Genomic DNA, 19,660 nt, shown 5'->3' with positions numbered 1-19,660 from the left:
GGAAAGGGGCTGGTTTGGCTCCTTTCTTTTTCAATTGAAATAGTTTTTAAATAATGTAAAGGTGGATTTAGATTTACACATTTTGTAATAAGACAAATAGGAGACAGCAATGGAAGAAAAAACAATTGTTGGAATTGCTAGTGCTGCAGGTGGCGGGATTGGCATCATTCGTGTAAGTGGATCAGAATCAATGAAAATTGTTGATTCGATTTTTCATCCGGGAAAATTTAATAACGAAGAAAATGAAGCATTGATAGATAAATCATATCTCCAACAACAGAAATCGCATACCATTCATTATGGATTTATTATAGATGGTAATAATGAGGTTGTAGATGAAGTTATGGTTTCTGTTATGAAAGCGCCTGCAACTTATACGCGAGAGGATGTTGTTGAAATTAATTGCCATGGTGGCAATTATATATTACAGAGAGTTATGCAGCTTTTATTAGAAAAAGGTGCTTTTTTGGCAGAGCCGGGGGAGTTTACAAAACGGGCTTTTTTGAATGGACGTATTGATCTTTCACAGGCAGAAGCAGTAATGAAAATGATTTCATCTAAAAATGAATTTGCATTACAAAGTGCTGTAAAACAGTTGGAGGGGTCTGTATCAAAATATATTCAGCAGATCAGAGAACAGATTTTATATGAGATGGGACGTATTGAAAGTGCTTTGGATGATCCGGAACACTATGATCTGACAGGATATTCTGATGAATTATTTGATAAAACAGAGCAGCAGATTGTTTCTTTGCAAAGATTATTGGATCGTTTTGAAAATGGTAGAATGAAATCCGAGGGGATTAATACAGTCATTGTTGGAAAACCAAATGCCGGAAAGTCTTCTTTGATGAACATTTTGCTCGATGAAGATCGTGCAATCGTAACAGATATTGCAGGAACAACAAGAGATGCTTTACAGGAGTCAGTTCGGCTTGGTGGATTGATGCTTAATTTAATAGATACTGCAGGTATTCATAATACGGAAGATACAGTTGAAAAAATTGGTGTTGATCGAGCAAAACAATATATTGAGCAGGCTGATTTTATTCTATTTGTGGTTGATGGAAGTGAAGAATGGTCTGATGAAGATGAACAGATTATTCCATTGATCGCACAGAAAAAAGGTGTTATTCTCTTGAATAAAGCAGATCTAAAAGCAAAGGTATCCGAACAATTACTGAAAGATAAACTTTCATGGGATACAATTGCATTTTCCAATGAGACAAAACAGGGATTGCAGCAATTAGAACAATATATTACGGACAAGTTTGAACGGGGAGATCTGCAATTCAACGATCAAATATGTCTTACAAGTATTCGACACAAAAATGCTGTTATGCAGGCAGTGAATGCATTGCATCGTGTAGAACAAAGTATTAAGGATGGAATGCCGGAAGATTTTTTTACTATTGATTTGATGGAAGCTTATCAACAATTAGGATTGATTAATGGAGATACAGCAACGGAAGATTTGGTAAATAAGATCTTTGAAGAATTTTGTATGGGAAAATAGTGGGTTTAAATTGGTTGAATAGGAAAGCTAAGCAATAAATTAGCAGAATGGAGTGGACTATGTCATATACATACGAGGAGTACGATGTTGTTGTTATTGGTGCAGGACATGCAGGTTGTGAAGCAGCACTTGCCTCCGCAAGATTAGGAATGCAAACATTGGTATTTACAGTTAGTGTTGATAGTATTGCAATGATGCCGTGTAATCCAAATATTGGAGGAAGTTCGAAAGGACATCTTGTTCGAGAAATTGATGCACTTGGTGGTGAGATGGGAAAAAATATTGATCGAACATTTATACAATCTAAGATGCTCAATATGTCCAAAGGACCTGCAGTACATTCGCTGCGTGCACAAGCAGACAAAAAAGAATATAGTAATTCCATGAGACATGTTCTAGAGAATACAGATAATTTGGTTATTAAACAAGGAGAAGTTGCAGAAATATTGGTGGAAAACAAATGTGTTGTTGGAGTTAAAACAACATCAGATGCTATTTATCCATGTAAGGCTGTTATAATGTGTACGGGAACATATTTGAGAGCACGTTGTATTTATGGGGATGTTAGTCAATATACCGGGCCAAACGGTTTAACTGCAGCAAATCATCTGACACAAAATCTGATTGATCTTGGAATTGAAGTTCGACGTTTTAAGACAGGAACACCTGCGCGAGTAGATGGAAGAACAATAGATTTTTCAAAGATGGAAGAGCAAAAGGGAAGTGAAAGAGTGGTACCTTTTTCATTTACAAATACACCGGAAGAATTAGAGCGAGAACAGGTATCTTGTTGGCTGACCTATACCAATGAAAATACGCATAATATCATACGTAATAATATAAATCGTTCGCCACTTTACTCTGGGGATATTGAGGGGACAGGACCAAGATATTGTCCATCAATTGAGGATAAAGTAGTTCGTTTTGCAGATAAAAAACGCCATCAGGTTTTTCTGGAGCCGGAGGGTAATTATACAAACGAAATGTATGTTGGCGGAATGTCAAGTTCTCTTCCCGAGGATGTACAATATGCGATGTATCATTCTGTACCGGGATTGGAACATGCAACAATTGTGAGAAATGCATATGCTATTGAGTATGATTGTATAAATCCAACGCAGTTAAAGGCATCCCTGGAATATAAAAAGATCAGTGGATTTTTTAGTGCGGGACAGGCAAATGGTAGTTCTGGCTATGAAGAAGCTGGTGCACAGGGTATTATTGCCGGAATTAATGCCGCAAGAAAATTACAAGGAAAAGATCCTTTGATCTTAAATCGTTCACAGGCATATATCGGGGTTTTAATTGACGACCTCATTACAAAAGGAACGAATGAGCCATATCGTATGATGACATCAAGAGCAGAATATCGTTTGCTTTTGCGTCAGGATAATGCAGATCTTCGATTAACAAAAATTGGTCATGAGGTCGGATTGATTGACGATAACCGCTATGAAAAATTATTGATCAAGGAGAAAATGATTGAAGAAGAAATACAACGATTGCAGCATACTACAATTGGTGGTAAAAAGGAAGTTCAAAAATTATTAGAACAATATGGTAGTACGTTATTACAGTCGGGTTCCACATTAGCTGATTTATTAAAGCGACCGGAATTATCATATGATATTTTGGCTCCAATTGATGAAGACAGACAGAATTTACCTGAGGATGTCTGTGAACAGGTAAATATTTCCTTGAAATATGAGGGATATATAACAAGACAGCAGAAACAGGTGATACAGTATCAAAAATTGGAAAATCGTAAAATTCCAGAGGATATTGATTATACAAAAGTAAATAGTCTTCGTAAGGAGGCTGTTCAGAAGCTGGACGATCTTCGTCCGATATCAGTTGGTCAAGCATCGAGAATATCCGGTGTTTCTCCGGCAGATATTTCTGTTTTACTGATTTATCTGGAACATTACAATCAGAAAAAACTGTAATGGTTAATTAGTACTTGTATAGATTTATTACCGACTGTAAGAAATATTTACCATAAATATATTGTAGTAGAAATGAGGAATGATATGATTGACTTATTAAGTGATTATTGTAAAAAAATAGAGCTTGATATAACAGATACACAATTACAACAGTTTGATGATTACTTTCGTTTTTTGGTAGAAAAAAATAAAGTAATGAATTTAACGACAATCATAGAAAAAGAGGATGTTGTGTTGAAACATTTCATTGATAGTATATATATCATGAAGTATACTGATTTCGATGAAAAAAAAGTTATTGATATTGGAACAGGGCCAGGATTTCCAGGAATTCCTCTTGCTATTATGAATCCGCAGACTTCGTTTGTATTATTGGATTCTTTGAATAAGCGAATTAACTTTTTGAATGAAGTGTGCAATCTTTGTAACTTGAGTAATGTTATTACCATACATGGACGAGCTGAAGAAATATCACGTAAAGAAGAATATCGTGAAAAATTTGATTATGTTGTTTCAAGGGCTGTGGCTAACATGTCTACTCTGTTAGAATACTGTACGCCATTCTTGAAAGTTGGTGGTCAATTTATTTCATATAAATCCGGTAAGGTGGAAGAAGAATTATCCGGTGCACAAAATGCTATGAAAATATTAGGATGTAAATTGAACATTTCTATTGATTTTCAATTGCCAAATACGGATATGGATAGAAAATTTGTTATTTATGATAAAATTAACAAATGCGCAAAAAAGTATCCTCGGCAAGGTGGAAAACCAAGAAAAGAACCACTTTGATAGTGGTTCTTTTTTGAAAAATATGATATACTTAAATGGTGAAATGTTTCACGTGAAACATTTTCTAAGACCGAAGAAAACTGCGTAGGCAGTTCAGTTATTTGGTGATGCAAAGTATGATAATGTCCTTATGAAAAATAAGGAGTAGTGTAGATATGCTCACTTTGATCAATATAATTGTAAAACTATGGAGGAATATATGGGAAGGGTAATCGCAATATCAAATCAAAAAGGTGGCGTTGGTAAAACAACGACAGCAATTAATTTGTCTGCTTGTCTAGCAGAAAAAGGAAAGAGAGTATTAACAATTGACATGGATCCGCAGGGAAATACTACTAGTGGATTGGGTATTGATAAATCAACAGTGGAACATACAAGTTATCAATTGTTGACGAATGAAACTACAATTTGGGAGGCTATGACTCCTTCAATTGTCCCTGGCCTTTCTGTAATTGCGTCTGAACGTAGTTTGGCAGGCGCTGAAATTGAATTAATTGGAGTTGAAGATCGCGAATTTATTTTGAAAAAAGAAGTTGATAAAGTTCGTGATAATTATGATTTTGTGATTATTGATTGTCCCCCTTCCTTAAATACACTTACTGTTAATGCAATGACAACAGCAGATACGGTTCTTGTTCCAATCCAGTGTGAATATTATGCGTTAGAAGGATTGAGCGAACTAATCTATACCATTGAGCTTGTTAAGGAACGTCTTAATAATAAATTAGAAATAGAAGGTGTTGTTTTTACAATGTATGATGCTAGAACCTGTCTTTCATTGCAGGTAGTTGAAAATGTAAAACAGAATCTTCATCAAAATATTTATAAAACTATAATACCAAGAAATGTAAGATTAGCGGAAGCACCAAGTCATGGACTTCCAATTAATCTTTATGAGCCAAAATCTGCGGGGGCAGATGGTTACAGAAGCCTGGCTGATGAGGTTATAAATCGAGGAAAAGAAGAGGAGTAAATGTTTCACGTGAAACATTTTGCAGAAATCTTTATGAACAGTACTCTTGACATGAAGATTAAAAGAAATTTTAGAGAGTGCAGAAATGGAGAAAAAATGGCTAGAGGATTAGGAAAAGGAATTGATGTTTTAATACCGGAAGTAAAACATTCGACAGGTAAAGACGAAAAGAAGGTTGTCAAAGAAGTTGTCAAAGAAGTTTTAAAAGAAACGAATGAAATTGACATCAATAAGATCGAGCCAAATGAAAATCAGCCAAGAAAAGAATTTAATGAAGATGCATTACAAGAGTTAGCAGATTCTATAAAACAGCATGGTTTGATTGAACCAATTATTGTTCAAGAAGGTAAAAAGGGTTTTTATCAGATTATTGCTGGTGAAAGACGATGGAGAGCTGCAAGATTAGCAGGATTAAAAAAAGTTCCTGCAATTGTTAAGGACTATACCGACCAAGAAATTATGGAAATTGCTCTGATTGAGAATATTCAGAGAGAGGATTTGAATCCCATTGAAGAAGCAGAAGCATATCAGAGATTGATAAGTGAATATAAACTAAAACAAGATGAAGTCGCTGATAAAGTTTCAAAAAGTCGAGTTGCAATTACGAATGCATTACGCCTTTTAAAATTAGATGAGCGTGTAAGAAGAATGGTTGTTGAAGATAAGATAAAAAGCGGACATGCCAGAGCATTGCTATCTATTAAAGACGGAGAATTGCAATATGAAACAGCTTTGCAAATTTTTGATGGAAATTTAACAGTTCGAGAAACTGAAAAACTGGTCAAAAAATTGTTAGAGGAACCTAAGCCAAGCAAGAAAGAAGATGTAGAAATAAATAAACAATTACAGATTATTTATGAGCAGTATGAAGAAAAATTGAAAAATAAACTTGGTACGAAAGTCAAAATCAATCAAAAGAATAATGGAAAAGGAAAGATAGAAATCGAGTACTATTCTGCTGATGATTTTGACAGAATTATTGAGGCTATCACACAAAAGTAATGGAGGAAAAATAAATGTACTTATTTGAACAATATGGTATTGATATAGGATATGTTGTAATTGGTTTAGCAGGTGTAGTATTATTACTATTGATCATGATAATTGTAATGATGGTAAGAAACCATTTGCTACGGAAAAAATATAAACAGTTTATGGAAGGAGAAAATGGCAGATCATTGGAAAAGGCATTTTCCGATAAGTTTGAAGCGATTGATCAATTGCAGGATGATGTTAAAAATATTAATGGACATATAATAAAAATTACAAATCAATTGACTACAGCATACCAGAAAATTGGATTAGTAAAGTATGATGCTTTCAAGGAAATTGGTGGAAAGTTAAGTTTTGTATTGGTACTGCTGACAGAGGACAATAATGGTTTTATTATAAACTCGATGCACAGTACAAAAGATGGATGCTATACGTATGCAAAAGAAGTTGTAAATGGAGAGGCATTTGTGATTTTGTCAGAAGAAGAACAGCAAGCTTTAGAGGCGGCAAAAGCAAATAAGCCATTGCATAAAATAGAAGACTAATATAAAATATTGTGATTATATCACAGGGTTCCTCAAATATGAGGGACCCTGTGATATTTAATACTATAATATTTAATGCTTTACTCTTCAGAATCTAGTTGAAACTATAAATGCGGTTGAAAAAATAATATCCCCAAACAATAATCTTGCGACCGGCTCTATTCTTAGACTGAAGAGGAAGTCCAAGTTTGCGATGTGTAATAATACGATAGACTGTCTTGTTTTTGACCTTTAAATAATGCCAAAGTTCATCTCTTTTATTAAGGTTATCCGGGGATCCAGATTTTACTAATAAAGCAGAGCTGACGATCATCATCATTGCAAGGTATTTCATCATATAATTACGTAATTTCTTGTCATGGATCGACATTAAATCCTGTGAATCAATCATCAATTTAGTAACTTTAATTTGCTGATCGATTCGTTTGGTCATAATTGCTTCATTAACAGATTGTCCTTCTCGACCTATATAATAACGATAAAGATCAATATTTAGATAATACATCTTCTTAACATATGGAAGAGGCGTATATGCATAAATATTGTCTACATAGAACGTGTGTTCTGGAAGGTGCAAGTTACAATCACGTAGTAACTTAGTTTTGTAGATTATCGAGTGCATCAATAAGTTTTGACTCATACGAAAATGTTTTACGTCGCTCCAGCTGATGATCTTATTCTTAGGAATCGCCATATTATAATTGATGGCTTTTCGCTTGTGGGCGCTTGGTTTTTCATAAACATAGTTGGCAATGATCATGTCCAAAGACATAGATTCTACTACTGACTGACGTAAAAATTTGATTAACTTCAGCATAGCAGTTTTGTCAAACCAATCATCGCTGTCTAATACCTTGAAATAAAGTCCGGTAGCGTTTGCAATTCCCATATTGACTGCAGAACCATGTCCACCATTTTCTTTATGAATTGCACGAACGATATGTGGATATTTGGATTCATATTGTTGAGCAATAGATAGAGTATCGTCTTTAGATCCATCATCTATCACTAAAATTTCAACATCGTCGCCACCTAGTAAGGCAGACTCTATTGCCTTTGCCATGTAATCCTGCGAATTGTAGCAGGGTATTGTAACGGTTAATAATTTCATAGTTACCTCATTTCTTTATGCAAAACACGAGAAAGAACTATCAAAAATCGACAATTCTCTCCAATACTATAGTAAAATCATAACATGAATATACCCATTATTAAAGAAAAAAATTCTGAAAGTTTTCTAACAAAATAAGAAATCACGCAAAAACATTGCGTTCTGCGGCAATTATTATGACATAATAAGCGATATGCGGTCGTAGAGGATTTGTGGTATGGAAAGTTTGAGTTATAAATAATAAAAATAGTGTTAAAATGGAAATTATATGATACATTAGAATAAAAGCAGAATAATGATGTAAGCTAGAATTTATTATTTGTTGATTAAAAATGAGGAGGAGAGCAATGGTAAAAAAGACAGCAAAAGAAATGCTGGAGATAGCAATAGAAATGAGAAAAAAATCATATGCACCTTATTCGAATTTTTGTGTAGGTGCATGTTTAGAATGTACGGATGGAAAATATATTACCGGGTGTAACATTGAAAACTCCAGTTATGGAGCAACCAATTGTGCAGAGAGAACAGCTTTTTTCAAAGCAGTAAGTGATGGAATAACTCATTTTTCAAGAATTGCTATTGCGGGAGGACAACGAAATGGAGCACTTCAAATATGTCCACCTTGTGGAATTTGTCTGCAGGTCATGATGGAATTCTGTGATCCGGATCATTTTGAGATAATTTTAGGAGATGGTGAAAATGATATCACATACTTATTAAGGGATTTGCTGCCAAAAGGATTTGGGCCAGAAAATATAAAATAGTGTAAGCAAAAGGATATCCGGTAAATTCTATAGTATGTAACGCTGAAAAAAATGTGTATAATATAGAAAAAACTTGAGTGAAACACAGAAAGCCGAATAGAAAAAAACTGTATGAAACACAGAAAGCTGAATGGAAAAACCTGAGTGAAATACAGAAAGCTGAATAGAAAAGCAAAGTGATATTAAGCAAAACAAATAATATTGCGCAAGAGTAGGACAAGATAGAAAAACAGGTTTTACAGGAAACGCAGAGAGATGATGAAAAGAGAGGAGAAAAAATATGAATGTGTATGAAATTATTGATAAGAAAAAAAGGGGTTTGGAGCTTAACCAAACAGAAATTGAGTATTTGATCAATGGATATGTAAATAATGAAATTCCTGATTATCAAATATCGGCTTGGTTGATGGCAGTTTACTTTCAGGGGATGACAGATCGTGAACTTTTGGCGTTGACAAATTGTATGACAAAATCCGGTGAAATTGTGGATTTATCAAGTATTATGGGAGTAAAAGTGGACAAGCATAGTACTGGGGGAGTTGGTGATAAAGTTACTTTAGTTGTTGCTCCAATTGTTGCAGCGTGTGGTGGAAAAGTTGCTAAAATGAGTGGTCGGGGGTTAGGATTTACGGGAGGAACGATTGATAAGTTAGAAGCAATTCCCGGCTTGAAAACTGCTTTGGCGGAAGAAGATTTTTTTAATATGGTGAATGAAATAGGATTGGCTGTTATGGGGCAATCTGCAGATATTGCACCAGCGGACAAAAAGCTATATGCGTTGAGGGATGTGACGGCTACAGTGGACAGCATTCCGCTGATAGCATCTTCTATTATGAGTAAGAAGCTGGCTGCCGGAAGCGATAAGATTGTTTTAGATGTTACTGTAGGTAGTGGTGCTTTTATGAAGGATAAAGAAAATGCAGTGCAATTGGCTGAAAAAATGGTTGCGATTGGAAATGGGGCCGGGAAGAAGACGGTTGCAATTTTGACAAATATGGATGTACCGTTAGGAAAAATGGTTGGAAATAACTTAGAAGTAGTTGAAGCAATCGAAACTCTTAAGGGAAGAGGTCCGGAAGATTTGATAGCGGTAGTTGTTGAAATAGCATCGACGATGCTTTATTTGGCACAGATAGGTACAAAAGAAGAATGTATGAAGAAAGTAAAGCGAGTTATTGCAGATGGATCTGCACTTGAAAAATTAAAACTTATGGTAGAAAGACAGGGAGGAGACGGCAGTTATATCGAAAATCCGGATCAATTTGAAAAAGCAATATATCAGCATGAGATAATAGCAAATAATAGCGGATATATTGGAACAATGAATACGGAAGAATGCGGAAAAGCTGCAGTTTTGCTTGGAGCAGGAAGAGAGGTTAAGGATGATCCAATTGATATGACGGCTGGCATCAAATTTAATAAAAAAACAGGAGATGCTGTGAAACAAGGGGATATAGTTGCAATAGCATATAGTTCCTCGAAAGAAAAACTGCAGCAAGGGGTGCAAAAAATTAGTGATATTTATGATATTGTGGACAAGAGACCGCAAGTAGTACCTGAAATTATTGGTTATATTGAGTAACATAAGCATATAAGAGGTAAAAGGCTGATCCGCATGAGATTGGGACGTTAGATGATGGTTATATTGAGTAACACTAGCATATAAGAGGTAAAAGTCCTCTGCTAGTGAGAAGTAAGAACCAAATTAATAAAACTTGGTATTTTTATAAGAGGCCTGAGTGGTTTTTATGGATTTGCCGGTTTCCATTTTATCAAAGAAAAAGATATTATGTGAACTTGCATAAAAAGAATGTCCTTCATTGGAATTGACATAACAGGCGGATATAATAGTTCCATTCTTATCGTAATCAACAAACACACAATCTTTCTTGTTCTGCGCATTTAGCAATACATTTTCTGCAATCATAATTTGTTTTATATTGTGGTGGTGTAGTGTTGCAGTATGGGAGGATGCTAATACTTCTTGGCACTTAAATTGCAGATTGGAAGTAGTATTATTGAAATTCCATGTTGTATTAATCTCGGCAGAATCAACAAAATCGATGTAGGGATTTCTAGAGCACAATTTGTATTGCTGTCCGATTTCTAGGACAGGAAGTGATATGGAGGAACGATAAGATTGATCGGAAATATGTTCAAATGAAGAACTTTGGAGCGAGGTAAGTGCAAACCATTTATTGTCCTGTTTTTGGTACAGTGTATAAGGAAGAGAGGAATAGACCTTGTTCGTAAAATTACCATACAATATTGCTGTTTTCGAAACACCCTTTTGAAAAAAGGCAGAGGTAGGACAAATAGTATTATTGGTAATAGAGATCTTTGATAGAAATGCTGTTGCTATGGGAGAATGATCCTCATTAAGCGGCTGAATGGAAATATAGTATTTTCCATCCGGCAGACAGATATTATAGGTAGTAAAAAAGGAATTTAGTGCATTGGTCAATTGTACTTGATGAGAGGAAAATGATAGATTGACAAAGGGGATAGTTGTTGATGTAATCTGACAGCCATCCTCTTGATATAAACAGGTTCGAAAGCTTCCCTGTGAGTTATTTATTGTAGAATCAGTGTTTATATAAGAAGATATTGTGTCCGTATTTGCATACAACGATTTAATCTTTGTGGTGGGGATCTCTGATAAATTGCAGTCTATAAATAATTGTTCAGATGTACTATTATTAGGACAGAAAGAAATGGAAATTGTTTGGTAATTACTATATGACAGTCGATCATCGGAGAGAGGAGAAGCAGGTGAAACTTCCAAATAATATAATTTATTAGGGGTGTAAGAAGAAAGTTTTATCTGCGATGATGTGTAGGCATCCGGCAAAGTATTATTGCAATAAATACTTTCTTTAATAGTATCTTTATACGTGATTTTGGTATAGTTTTTACGAGAAATATTCGTGTTATAAGAGAACGTGATCATGCCGTTACTGTCTGTCAGACCAGAGGTCAAGACAGTGTTAGATTCATCTTTCAGAGAAACAGAAACACCTTTCATATTTTGTTTAGCATTAGCTATTTTGCAGGAAAGACGAAGTTGCTTCTTTTTTAGAGTAATGTTTTGACATAAAACAGTTTGTGAAAGATTAAATTTTTGAGAATAGGAAGTAATATATTCGTCCTTTTGAAAAGCGATGATGTATTGTCCGGAGTGAATGTCGGAAATACAGTAATGACCATTTTTATCAGTTTTTGCAGAGGATATATTTTTCGTGATTCTATTTTGATCGTTGATTGAGCAAAGAGATACTGTTGTACCAAAAATAGGACGTTGCTCACTATCAAAAACAAATCCCTGTACTTTGTTTGGAGTTAGACGTTCTTTATAGTTTATGGAAAGAGGCTTAGAAAGAAAAGGTGCGGTAATTTTATAAACACCGTTTGCTGAACCATTTCCGGGACATAATTTTTCTTCACTATATTTGTCAAGCTGATATGTTATTTTTTTGCCATCAGAAGATAATGAATCGAAGTGTGCCTGTAGTTTAGGTGTGGTGGAATTTGATTTTCCGGTTAAAGTGATTTTGGAACTGCTTACTTCTTTTTGCAACAATATACGACTGCTGTATAACACAATAGAGTGATTCCATGGGTTGATTGCTGTACGAGTTTTAATAGTGGCGTTTGGCAAGAATTTGCCAGAAATTTTTGATGTTTTAGTCTGTTCGTAAATTTGGACAGATTTATGGAGTGATTTGTATTTCCTGTTTTTAATTTTAATGCGTACACGTATGGTGATTTTGCCAGATTTACGAGTGGTTAATTGCCCTGTTTTTTTGTTGATCTTGGCACGAGATGTTTTACTTAACGAATAAGATAATGTCGATTTTTTGGGACGATTTTTGACTTTTACATAATAAGATTTTCCAACAAATAATTTTTTAGAAAATGACTTGATCTGCGGTTTTTTTTGCTTTGCCTGTGCAGAAGCATTATTATGAAATGCAATAGAAAATAGCAGCAATGATAATAGAAAAAGTCGTCCTGTTTTTTTGAATAGTGTGTTCATAAGATCCTCCAATTCTGCACACTATATACAGAAAAATCTGTTTCAGTGTGCGCAGTGTTAATAATAACGGTAAATAGCAGCTTGCGTATGAAATGCAAAGTGCTAATGATGATAATGGCAGCTTGCGTATGCACAATGCTTGGTATTGATATTGTCAGTAAATAATGTTACAGGTGGGGAGAGAAACTTGTAACTTTTTGATACTTGCGGGGTCGACAGATGTATCCGAAAGGATAAGTATTCGAAGTTTTGTCAGAGAGGCAAGGCAATCAATGGATGCTAATTGTTGGTTGCCTGACAAATCTAAAACTTTCAGTTGCTTTAAGTTACTGATCGGAAGAAGATCGGTGCAACTATTATCGGATATAATTAAAGTTTCCAGGGTGGTGAGGTTTTCTAATGGTTCTAAGGATGAAATTTTATTTCCACTAAGAAATAATTGCTTTGTATTAGAAAAGTCACTGAGTTCATCAACTGAAGAAAACCTGTTATTTTCACCGTAGAGGATGGACCAGTTTTGCTCTAACATCTGTTCGTTACATAATTCAGCAATAGTAGATGCTTGCTTATTACTAATGTCTAAAATTTCGATGGAAGGGCCGGATGCTGTTTTTGCTGAAAAGTTATGTTCGGTTTCGGATTCCGGATATGTATTTTGTGAGGTTTGATTTCGAAAAGGATGTAATAATCTGCTCCCGACAAAAAATAATAGGACAATAGCACAACAGATCGATATTCCTAGAATCTTGTGAATACAAGAAAATTTAAAAAATTGAAATTTAGGTGATCGAACCGGTCTTTGCCTTCGATTAAAGTCGAACCTTATCGGGAGAGTTATGTGTGGCTTCGCAAAATGAAATGGCGAATTAGCTGTGTTTTTGGGACAATTGGCATCCTTTAAGGACGACTTGGCTAGAGATGTGGTGCGAATATTGAAGAATGGTTCCGTAACTTTAATTAATTGGAGATGATAGGAGGAAAGTGCCAATAGAGGATGCAATAATTGTTCTAAATTATCTACAAAACTAGTAACATCGTGATAACGTTGATGAACATCGGTGTGAAGTGCTTTTTGAAAACAAGAATATAATTCCATTGGATACGAAATTCCATGAGTTTCCATCTTTTTCTGATAATCAGCGTAATCGGAGAGAGATAAAGAGGCAATATTATCCGGAATCATTCCATTGTGAAGCAAACCAAATAGAAGAACGGCAAAGCTGTACAAATCCGATTGAATGGATGGCTTGAAAAGCTGATATTCAGGAGGTGCAAAATGTGGCGTGAAATAATTATCCCAATTGTTTTGAAAAACATATCTGGACGAGGAATAATCACCTAATACAAAAGAACCATCATAATCCACAAAGATATTATCCGGAGACACATCCAAGTGTAATATATTATGCTGGTGGAGAATTTCCAATGCAGAGCATAGTTGGTGAGCTAATGATAGGATATCCGACAAGGAAAGTGCATTTGAACGAATATAGTCTTTAAGAGGCGTGAGCATTGGAAAATAGACAAGACGCCATCCATGCTTTAACTGTATTTGTGATATTGGCAATAGATGTCTGTGCTTAATGTGGGATATGTCAAAATAAAGTTTGTGTTGAAAGTGTTCTTTGGCATATATGGATAAAACTTTAATTTCTCCAGAGTAAATATGCTGCACGGACAGCGTTGCATGACTATTAGAACAACGTATTACAGATAATATTTTCCAGTTGGAATCGAGTTTGAAGTGTATCATATCAAGTGCTCCTTTTTGAGTTATTATTTGATCACATAGTTATCATGTTATGGAAAAGGTTTTAGCCATCTATTGTTATTTCCTAGGAATTCAAACTTCGCACATTCGAAGTTTGAGTTAGGAAGAGGAATACGTAACCTTATGGCAGTAACAGTTCAAGGATCAACCTTTACGGTACATGAAGAAGAATAAGATCCATCTTGAATAATAATATAAAACAATCCGGCAGAGGTTGCATACACGATACCGTCGGTGATATGAAGAGACGAGGAAGAGGGTGTAAACGAAATGGGATGATTTGGGACGGTTGTGTATATTCTTTCTGCTAATGCGATAGAAGTTCCTTTCTTGAGCCGAATATAGTGTATGGCTGGAGTAACAGGGGAAAGAGTGGTGCCGGAAGATATATATTTTTTGGAAGAGGTGGACGCATTATTCGTAGCAGCCGTTTTTCCTTTCCGGGAAGAAGAGCTCTTAGTGGCTTTCTGCCAGCTGGCATTCCGGGAAGAAGAGTTATTAGCGGTTTTCTGTCGGCTGGCATTCCGGGAAGAAGAGCTCTTAGTGGTTTTCTGTCGGCTGGCATTCCAGGAAGAAGAGCTCTTAGTGCTTTTTTGCTGATGTCGCTTGTGAGAGGACGCAATATTGGTGGCGTCTTTGTGGCTTGTTTTGGGAGAAGCAGTTGTATCGGTGGTGTATCGAATATTAATAGAGCCGGCAGAACGTATATTACGCTGATTATGAATTTTTATAAAATAGCGGTTTTCTGCAATAAAAGCATTGTTTTTGAAATATAAGATATTTTTCTTTCTTGTGGTGGATATAGAGGATCCGTCGCTATTCATGACGGAGATGGAAAAATTAGAGAGATTACTAACTGTAACAGAAAGCGTATTTTTGGTGCGGGAGTAAGAGGACGGCACGGTGTAATAGGCATAAAAATGTTCATAGGCTTCTAACTGAAACTTCTTTGTGCTATTGAATGAAAGAGAAATAGAAGAAGTGAGAGAGTCACCGGCTGCATAGGCAGACATCGGAGTAAGTGCCACAAGGCAGAGTATGAGCGAGAGGTGCAATATCTTTTGAACAAAGGGACAAAGATATAGAAGGTTGATTCGAGACAATAGTTGTTGTATATACTGCATAGAGACTCCTTTCTTGTAATGCAAGTTAACATAAATCTGTGAGTAATGAGTATTGTAATAAAATAATAAGAAGTTGTCTATTGACAAACATTACAAAAAATGCAACATATGTTTGTTTAAATACACAAAAAATATTATATTAAATTTTTTCCGCATTAGCGTAGTAATCACTATGCTGTGACTGCAAACAGCACCGCTCGAGCGCGAAAGAGTCGCAAGCGACTCTTTGTTCTTGACCTAATACACAATATGTGGTTAGAACAGTAACTTTAGGTATGGGAAGCATTAGTAAGTAATATGTGACCCGATAGCAGTTTTTAATGAGTAAGGTTTGAGTTAAAAAGCTCTACGCAAAATCTGCGTAGAGCTTTTGGAAATTATAGATCAATTTAGATTTCGATATCAATCGACATAGCTGACAAATACATATCCTGCCTGCTTAAACATGTGCTCTGCCTGATTTAATGATACTTTGCGTTTTCTGTGTGTGGCAGGATCCATCCAAGTAACGGAGGAAGAATCATAGCCGATGATAAGGACGGCGTGTCCGCTGCTTTCCATCGCAATGACAGGTTTTTCACTGCTGACAAAATAGAGTATTTCATCGACAGTACATCCGGTGAGATTTACCGGAGTGTCGAGATGGGATCGCAGCATTTTCATAATGGTTGATCCTTTTAACTCGGAGACTGTTGTAGTTACTTGAGCGGCTTGCAATAACATTTGCGTGCTTGCTTTTATTGTAGAAATATTACCGGATGGATATGTGATTCCGGCAATTTCTTTGCTTAAAAATTTACCGCCACGTTCCCAGATGATATGAGAATCACTATCCATAACAACGCCCATCTGTTCATCAGCGAGAGTGATCGCTTTAGAAGCATCGCCATAGGATCCGGTAATTCCGCCATATGCGTAAATATAGTATTTCTTAGTGGCGTTTGTATCTTCTTCTTTAAGATGAAAAGTAGTATCTTCCGTGATCATTACACTCTTTGTTGCGTGAGTTTTTGGAAGAGACTGCATCACATAACCGGCTGGCAGGGAAATATATTTTTCGGTCAATGCTTTATCGGTAATACGCGTAGTTAGCTTGATCGCCTGCGCAGCTGTATTTTTCTGGTTCATGATACTATCATCAGATGCCTTTTTCCAGGCACCGGAAACACGTTTCAGTCGTTTTAGTCGGATGACATTTCCATCGACTACAGCATTTGTTACATAGGTATTTCGGGTATTGTATTCGCGTAAAATGTTTCCTGTACAGTCGGAAATAACAAGCTTGTAAGCGGGACGAATAATATCACCGGTCGTTGATTCGTGAATATCTTTGTTGCGTACAAATCCATATACAACGTTAGAGTCTATAGTTCCAAGGGCAACCAGACTTTGGCCGGAAGGAGCCTTTAACGTTAATTCTTTGGAGGAATTAAGGTCAAGAATAGTCAGCTTGCTTGCGTTACCGTTTGCCGATGCATTGGACCAGATAAAGCAGTGAGCCTGTTCCAACATTAAGAAATTATCAGCTGAGGCATTTTGTGTAAGGATATCATATCGCTTGGATGATATGTTATACGCATATACCGTGTCCTGTAACGAGAAGTAAAAGATGTTTTTGTTGTTAATATAACAAAAATCACCAAAGTCTTCTTTAAGCTGCTCGTAAGTCGTGGTGAGAGGCAGATATACACGCTCGGTAATCTGGTTATCAGCAACGCTGTAATCATAGAGGAGGATACCAACTCGGCCTTCATAATCACCACAGTTCATATAGCCATAAACGACAAAGCTGATATTTCCATCATCGTCTAAGTTTAGTATGCGAATATTATGCTGGTCGTAGTATTCGCGGATATAATCATTGTTGCCGGTTTCAAAACTAAATACATTATTCAGCTCATTTTTTTTGAGATCGTAATACCACAAAGAGCCATTGCGAACAAAAGCGAATTTTTTATTGGAGTCGCTGGAAGTAATATCCAGATCTTCAGCGGAAGAAATACCAATTTTGACCTCACTTTTGTTGATTGAAATCAGGGAAGGATCAAAAATTGCTTCCATAGTTCGCTTGAAATATAACAAATATATGCGCCCGCCGGAATAGCGCACACGATAAAATTCTTTCACCTGATACGTCTCAGAACCGGATGCTGTTGTGGCAGACACAAAGTATGTCTGAGAGATGGCAGCAGTTTCAATGTTGAGCTCTTTGACAGTAGGCACAACATCCGTTAATTTTCTAGGTTTTAATTTTCCCCAAGTGATAAGCTTGCGGCTGGAATGAATATCAACGGATTCATAAGAAGAATCATCGTTTGTGCCACTCTCTAAATACTGCGAAAGATCCAGAGACTTACCCTGGTCAAAAGTTGCTGCATGAAATTTCGCTACAAAGTCCAATTTTTTGGACAGGAAAAAGTCATTGTCATAATATTTTATACGAGTATAAAAATGAATCTTTTTGCTATAATTGGTTATAAGTGTCATGCAGAATCCATACTCAGTACTCGTGTCCATTGCCTCTTTTAAGTGGACGGTAGCAACTTTATATTTTTTGTTTTTGTCAAAGGCAGTAATATCTCCGGTTTCAATGGATTTATTATTGGCAATATCGCGCAATTCATAAGAAAGTTTCTTGATCTTAGAATCGTTTTCGGCGATATTCACGGCAAAAGTTTTGCCGGTGTCCAGTGGTGTGATGGATTCTCGAACTGTGCTGCTGTTAAGTTCGCTGCTGTATCCGTGCAGTGGATTGATAAACGATTCTCCTACCTGCAGATAAACCATAGGAAATGTAGAATCCTGAATGCTGCTTGCAGTCGTTGTACTTACGGAAATCGATGGAATACTTTTGCTGAAAAAAGCAATCCCTATCATAAAAATAAATACTAAAGCAATAAATTTATATAAATGTTTCAATGGTATCCTCCTCAAGATTGAATGTTATAAGGAAAAGTTCCTATCACACTCAATTTTCTTAACTGAAATTCATTTTCAAAAAATATTCACTACAATAGTATAAGATGTTTGTCCATAAAAGGCAATGAACATATTCTTAAATTTTGGGGATCATAAACAAGTAAATATTGTGAAAATGTATGTAGATCACTCAAAAAATGTGCATAACTTATCACGATTTACGAAAAATGTGCATAGGATAACTAGCAAAGAATGATTTAGGAGAATCGATTTTATGCTGCATAAATATGGAAAAGGAACGATGATGACATTTCCACTGGAATTTACGGAGGTAACAGAAGAACAAAAAGAATGGGATGATCAGTACTTAATGCCGATGGAAGCCAAAAAGATACAATTAGAAGTAATGGAAATGTGTGATCAGATGGAATATGATGGAAGTCCAATGTTTGACTGCTATCCTGATCGCATAATAATAGGGCGAATGGTGCAAAAAATCTGTGGAGAACGGTGTAACGATCCATATTACAATGCATTGGTACAGGTCATGTTGTGTAAGGAGATGAGATGCAGAAGAAATCGTCGTGATTGCCATAAAAAACGTATTCTGCACTAAGATTAAAAGTCATAATCGATCTGTGGTGATGCAAGGTATATGTGTCCGTTTTTTGTGACAGCAATATGCAGATTCTGACCAAAAGAAGACGCAGGAAAGCCAAGTTTATTTAGCTTTGTGCTATACAGATAATAGTCTGCATAATTGGTTTCTATGTGGGAGGAAACTAATTGAAGTGAGGGATCATGAAGCAGAGTAGCAAAATAGGATCTAACCTGGGAACCTTCTGGGAATGCGTCAGAATTATTGAGCTTATTATTTGTTTTGACAGAGTCTTTCGGGGTTAGTTCATAAGTGTGTTCTGAAACAGCGTTTAAGCGGAAATTGGTATTAGAGTATACAGGGGAGTGGGATGAATAGGCGGGGACCGCAGATCCTGCGTTTGCAGAAGTATCAGATAACTGAAACAAGATGGCAGTTAAAGCGAGTATCCAACAGACACCTGCAAGCAAGCTGATTAATATATATGAATTTCGTATTCGATGTTTTTTGTCATACATGATAAAGTAACCTCCTTTAAAATAACATTTGTTACTTTATCATGTTTCCCGTTT

General features: G+C 35.9%; 15 protein-coding genes. 9 read left to right on the top strand and 6 right to left on the bottom strand.

Annotated elements, in window-relative coordinates:
* Positions 1 to 109 precede the first annotated feature (109 nt).
* From mnmE to ACSAJE_RS09375, 6 genes are all read left to right on the top strand, one after another.
* Positions 110 to 1,516, top strand: coding sequence for a tRNA uridine-5-carboxymethylaminomethyl(34) synthesis GTPase MnmE (gene mnmE, locus ACSAJE_RS09400; protein WP_458008918.1), 1,407 nt, complete (start codon positions 110 to 112; stop codon positions 1,514 to 1,516).
* A 59-nt stretch (positions 1,517 to 1,575) separates the two neighbouring features.
* Positions 1,576 to 3,462: a tRNA uridine-5-carboxymethylaminomethyl(34) synthesis enzyme MnmG gene (gene mnmG / locus ACSAJE_RS09395; RefSeq protein WP_458008917.1), complete on the top strand. Its 1,887-nt coding sequence runs from the start codon at positions 1,576 to 1,578 to the stop codon at positions 3,460 to 3,462.
* Positions 3,463 to 3,546: 84 nt separating this feature from the next.
* Positions 3,547 to 4,254, top strand: coding sequence for a 16S rRNA (guanine(527)-N(7))-methyltransferase RsmG (rsmG, locus tag ACSAJE_RS09390; RefSeq protein ID WP_458008916.1), 708 nt, complete (start codon positions 3,547 to 3,549; stop codon positions 4,252 to 4,254).
* 199 nt (positions 4,255 to 4,453) lie between these two features.
* On the top strand, positions 4,454 to 5,227 hold the full coding sequence (locus ACSAJE_RS09385) for a ParA family protein (RefSeq protein WP_022024104.1): 774 nt from the start codon (positions 4,454 to 4,456) through the stop codon (positions 5,225 to 5,227).
* Between the two features lie 96 nt (positions 5,228 to 5,323).
* Positions 5,324 to 6,229, top strand: coding sequence for a ParB/RepB/Spo0J family partition protein (locus tag ACSAJE_RS09380; protein WP_458010064.1), 906 nt, complete (start codon positions 5,324 to 5,326; stop codon positions 6,227 to 6,229).
* Positions 6,230 to 6,243: 14 nt separating this feature from the next.
* Positions 6,244 to 6,765, top strand: a complete 522-nt coding sequence (locus ACSAJE_RS09375) for a DUF4446 family protein (RefSeq protein WP_118691114.1) — start codon at positions 6,244 to 6,246, stop codon at positions 6,763 to 6,765.
* Positions 6,766 to 6,859: 94 nt separating this feature from the next.
* Here ACSAJE_RS09375 and ACSAJE_RS09370 read toward each other — a convergent pair whose 3' ends face one another.
* Positions 6,860 to 7,876 carry a glycosyltransferase family 2 protein gene (locus tag ACSAJE_RS09370; protein WP_458008915.1) on the bottom strand — a complete coding sequence of 339 codons (1,017 nt, stop codon included), beginning with the start codon at positions 7,874 to 7,876 and terminating at the stop codon, positions 6,860 to 6,862.
* Positions 7,877 to 8,223: 347 nt separating this feature from the next.
* On the opposite strand from ACSAJE_RS09370, the gene cdd reads away from it, so the two are divergent.
* Together cdd and ACSAJE_RS09360 are read left to right on the top strand one after the other, a co-directional pair.
* Positions 8,224 to 8,640, top strand: coding sequence for a cytidine deaminase (gene cdd / locus ACSAJE_RS09365; RefSeq protein WP_458008914.1), 417 nt, complete (start codon positions 8,224 to 8,226; stop codon positions 8,638 to 8,640).
* A 280-nt stretch (positions 8,641 to 8,920) separates the two neighbouring features.
* On the top strand, positions 8,921 to 10,222 hold the full coding sequence (locus tag ACSAJE_RS09360; protein WP_118691117.1) for a thymidine phosphorylase: 1,302 nt from the start codon (positions 8,921 to 8,923) through the stop codon (positions 10,220 to 10,222).
* Between the two features lie 123 nt (positions 10,223 to 10,345).
* Here the strand turns inward: ACSAJE_RS09360 and ACSAJE_RS09355 are convergent, their stop codons facing one another.
* From ACSAJE_RS09355 to ACSAJE_RS09340, 4 genes are all read right to left on the bottom strand, one after another.
* Positions 10,346 to 12,676, bottom strand: coding sequence for a hypothetical protein (locus ACSAJE_RS09355; protein ID WP_118691118.1), 2,331 nt, complete (start codon positions 12,674 to 12,676; stop codon positions 10,346 to 10,348).
* A gap of 154 nt (positions 12,677 to 12,830) precedes the next feature.
* Entirely contained in the window at positions 12,831 to 14,429 is a 1,599-nt protein-coding gene (locus tag ACSAJE_RS09350; protein WP_118691119.1) for a protein kinase, read from the bottom strand.
* Between the two features lie 155 nt (positions 14,430 to 14,584).
* Positions 14,585 to 15,571, bottom strand: coding sequence for a hypothetical protein (locus ACSAJE_RS09345; protein WP_458008913.1), 987 nt, complete (start codon positions 15,569 to 15,571; stop codon positions 14,585 to 14,587).
* 402 nt (positions 15,572 to 15,973) lie between these two features.
* The gene (locus ACSAJE_RS09340; RefSeq protein WP_458008912.1) at positions 15,974 to 18,490 is read right to left on the bottom strand and encodes a hypothetical protein; all 2,517 of its coding nucleotides are present in this window, start codon (positions 18,488 to 18,490) and stop codon (positions 15,974 to 15,976) included.
* Positions 18,491 to 18,764: 274 nt separating this feature from the next.
* On the opposite strand from ACSAJE_RS09340, the gene ACSAJE_RS09335 reads away from it, so the two are divergent.
* The gene (locus ACSAJE_RS09335; protein WP_022024729.1) at positions 18,765 to 19,106 is read left to right on the top strand and encodes a hypothetical protein; all 342 of its coding nucleotides are present in this window, start codon (positions 18,765 to 18,767) and stop codon (positions 19,104 to 19,106) included.
* Between the two features lie 2 nt (positions 19,107 to 19,108).
* On the opposite strand, the gene ACSAJE_RS09330 is transcribed toward ACSAJE_RS09335, so the two are convergent.
* Positions 19,109 to 19,606 carry a hypothetical protein gene (locus tag ACSAJE_RS09330; RefSeq protein ID WP_118691122.1) on the bottom strand — a complete coding sequence of 166 codons (498 nt, stop codon included), beginning with the start codon at positions 19,604 to 19,606 and terminating at the stop codon, positions 19,109 to 19,111.
* Positions 19,607 to 19,660 lie beyond the last annotated feature (54 nt).

The sequence above is a fragment of the Jutongia sp. SJQ-6 genome (assembly GCF_054161275.1).
The sequence above is the reverse complement of the archived record's forward strand: the minus strand, read 5'-3'. Positions and strand labels throughout refer to the sequence as shown.

Coding starts and splice junctions, on each gene's coding strand:
- mnmE (WP_458008918.1), top strand. CDS start 110: ATGGAAGAAAAAACAATTGTTGGAATTGCTAGTGCTGCAGGTGGCGGG.
- mnmG (WP_458008917.1), top strand. CDS start 1,576: ATGTCATATACATACGAGGAGTACGATGTTGTTGTTATTGGTGCAGGA.
- rsmG (WP_458008916.1), top strand. CDS start 3,547: ATGATTGACTTATTAAGTGATTATTGTAAAAAAATAGAGCTTGATATA.
- ACSAJE_RS09385 (WP_022024104.1), top strand. CDS start 4,454: ATGGGAAGGGTAATCGCAATATCAAATCAAAAAGGTGGCGTTGGTAAA.
- ACSAJE_RS09380 (WP_458010064.1), top strand. CDS start 5,324: ATGGCTAGAGGATTAGGAAAAGGAATTGATGTTTTAATACCGGAAGTA.
- ACSAJE_RS09375 (WP_118691114.1), top strand. CDS start 6,244: ATGTACTTATTTGAACAATATGGTATTGATATAGGATATGTTGTAATT.
- ACSAJE_RS09370 (WP_458008915.1), bottom strand. CDS start 7,876: ATGAAATTATTAACCGTTACAATACCCTGCTACAATTCGCAGGATTAC.
- cdd (WP_458008914.1), top strand. CDS start 8,224: ATGGTAAAAAAGACAGCAAAAGAAATGCTGGAGATAGCAATAGAAATG.
- ACSAJE_RS09360 (WP_118691117.1), top strand. CDS start 8,921: ATGAATGTGTATGAAATTATTGATAAGAAAAAAAGGGGTTTGGAGCTT.
- ACSAJE_RS09355 (WP_118691118.1), bottom strand. CDS start 12,676: ATGAACACACTATTCAAAAAAACAGGACGACTTTTTCTATTATCATTG.
- ACSAJE_RS09350 (WP_118691119.1), bottom strand. CDS start 14,429: ATGATACACTTCAAACTCGATTCCAACTGGAAAATATTATCTGTAATA.
- ACSAJE_RS09345 (WP_458008913.1), bottom strand. CDS start 15,571: ATGCAGTATATACAACAACTATTGTCTCGAATCAACCTTCTATATCTT.
- ACSAJE_RS09335 (WP_022024729.1), top strand. CDS start 18,765: ATGCTGCATAAATATGGAAAAGGAACGATGATGACATTTCCACTGGAA.
- ACSAJE_RS09330 (WP_118691122.1), bottom strand. CDS start 19,606: ATGTATGACAAAAAACATCGAATACGAAATTCATATATATTAATCAGC.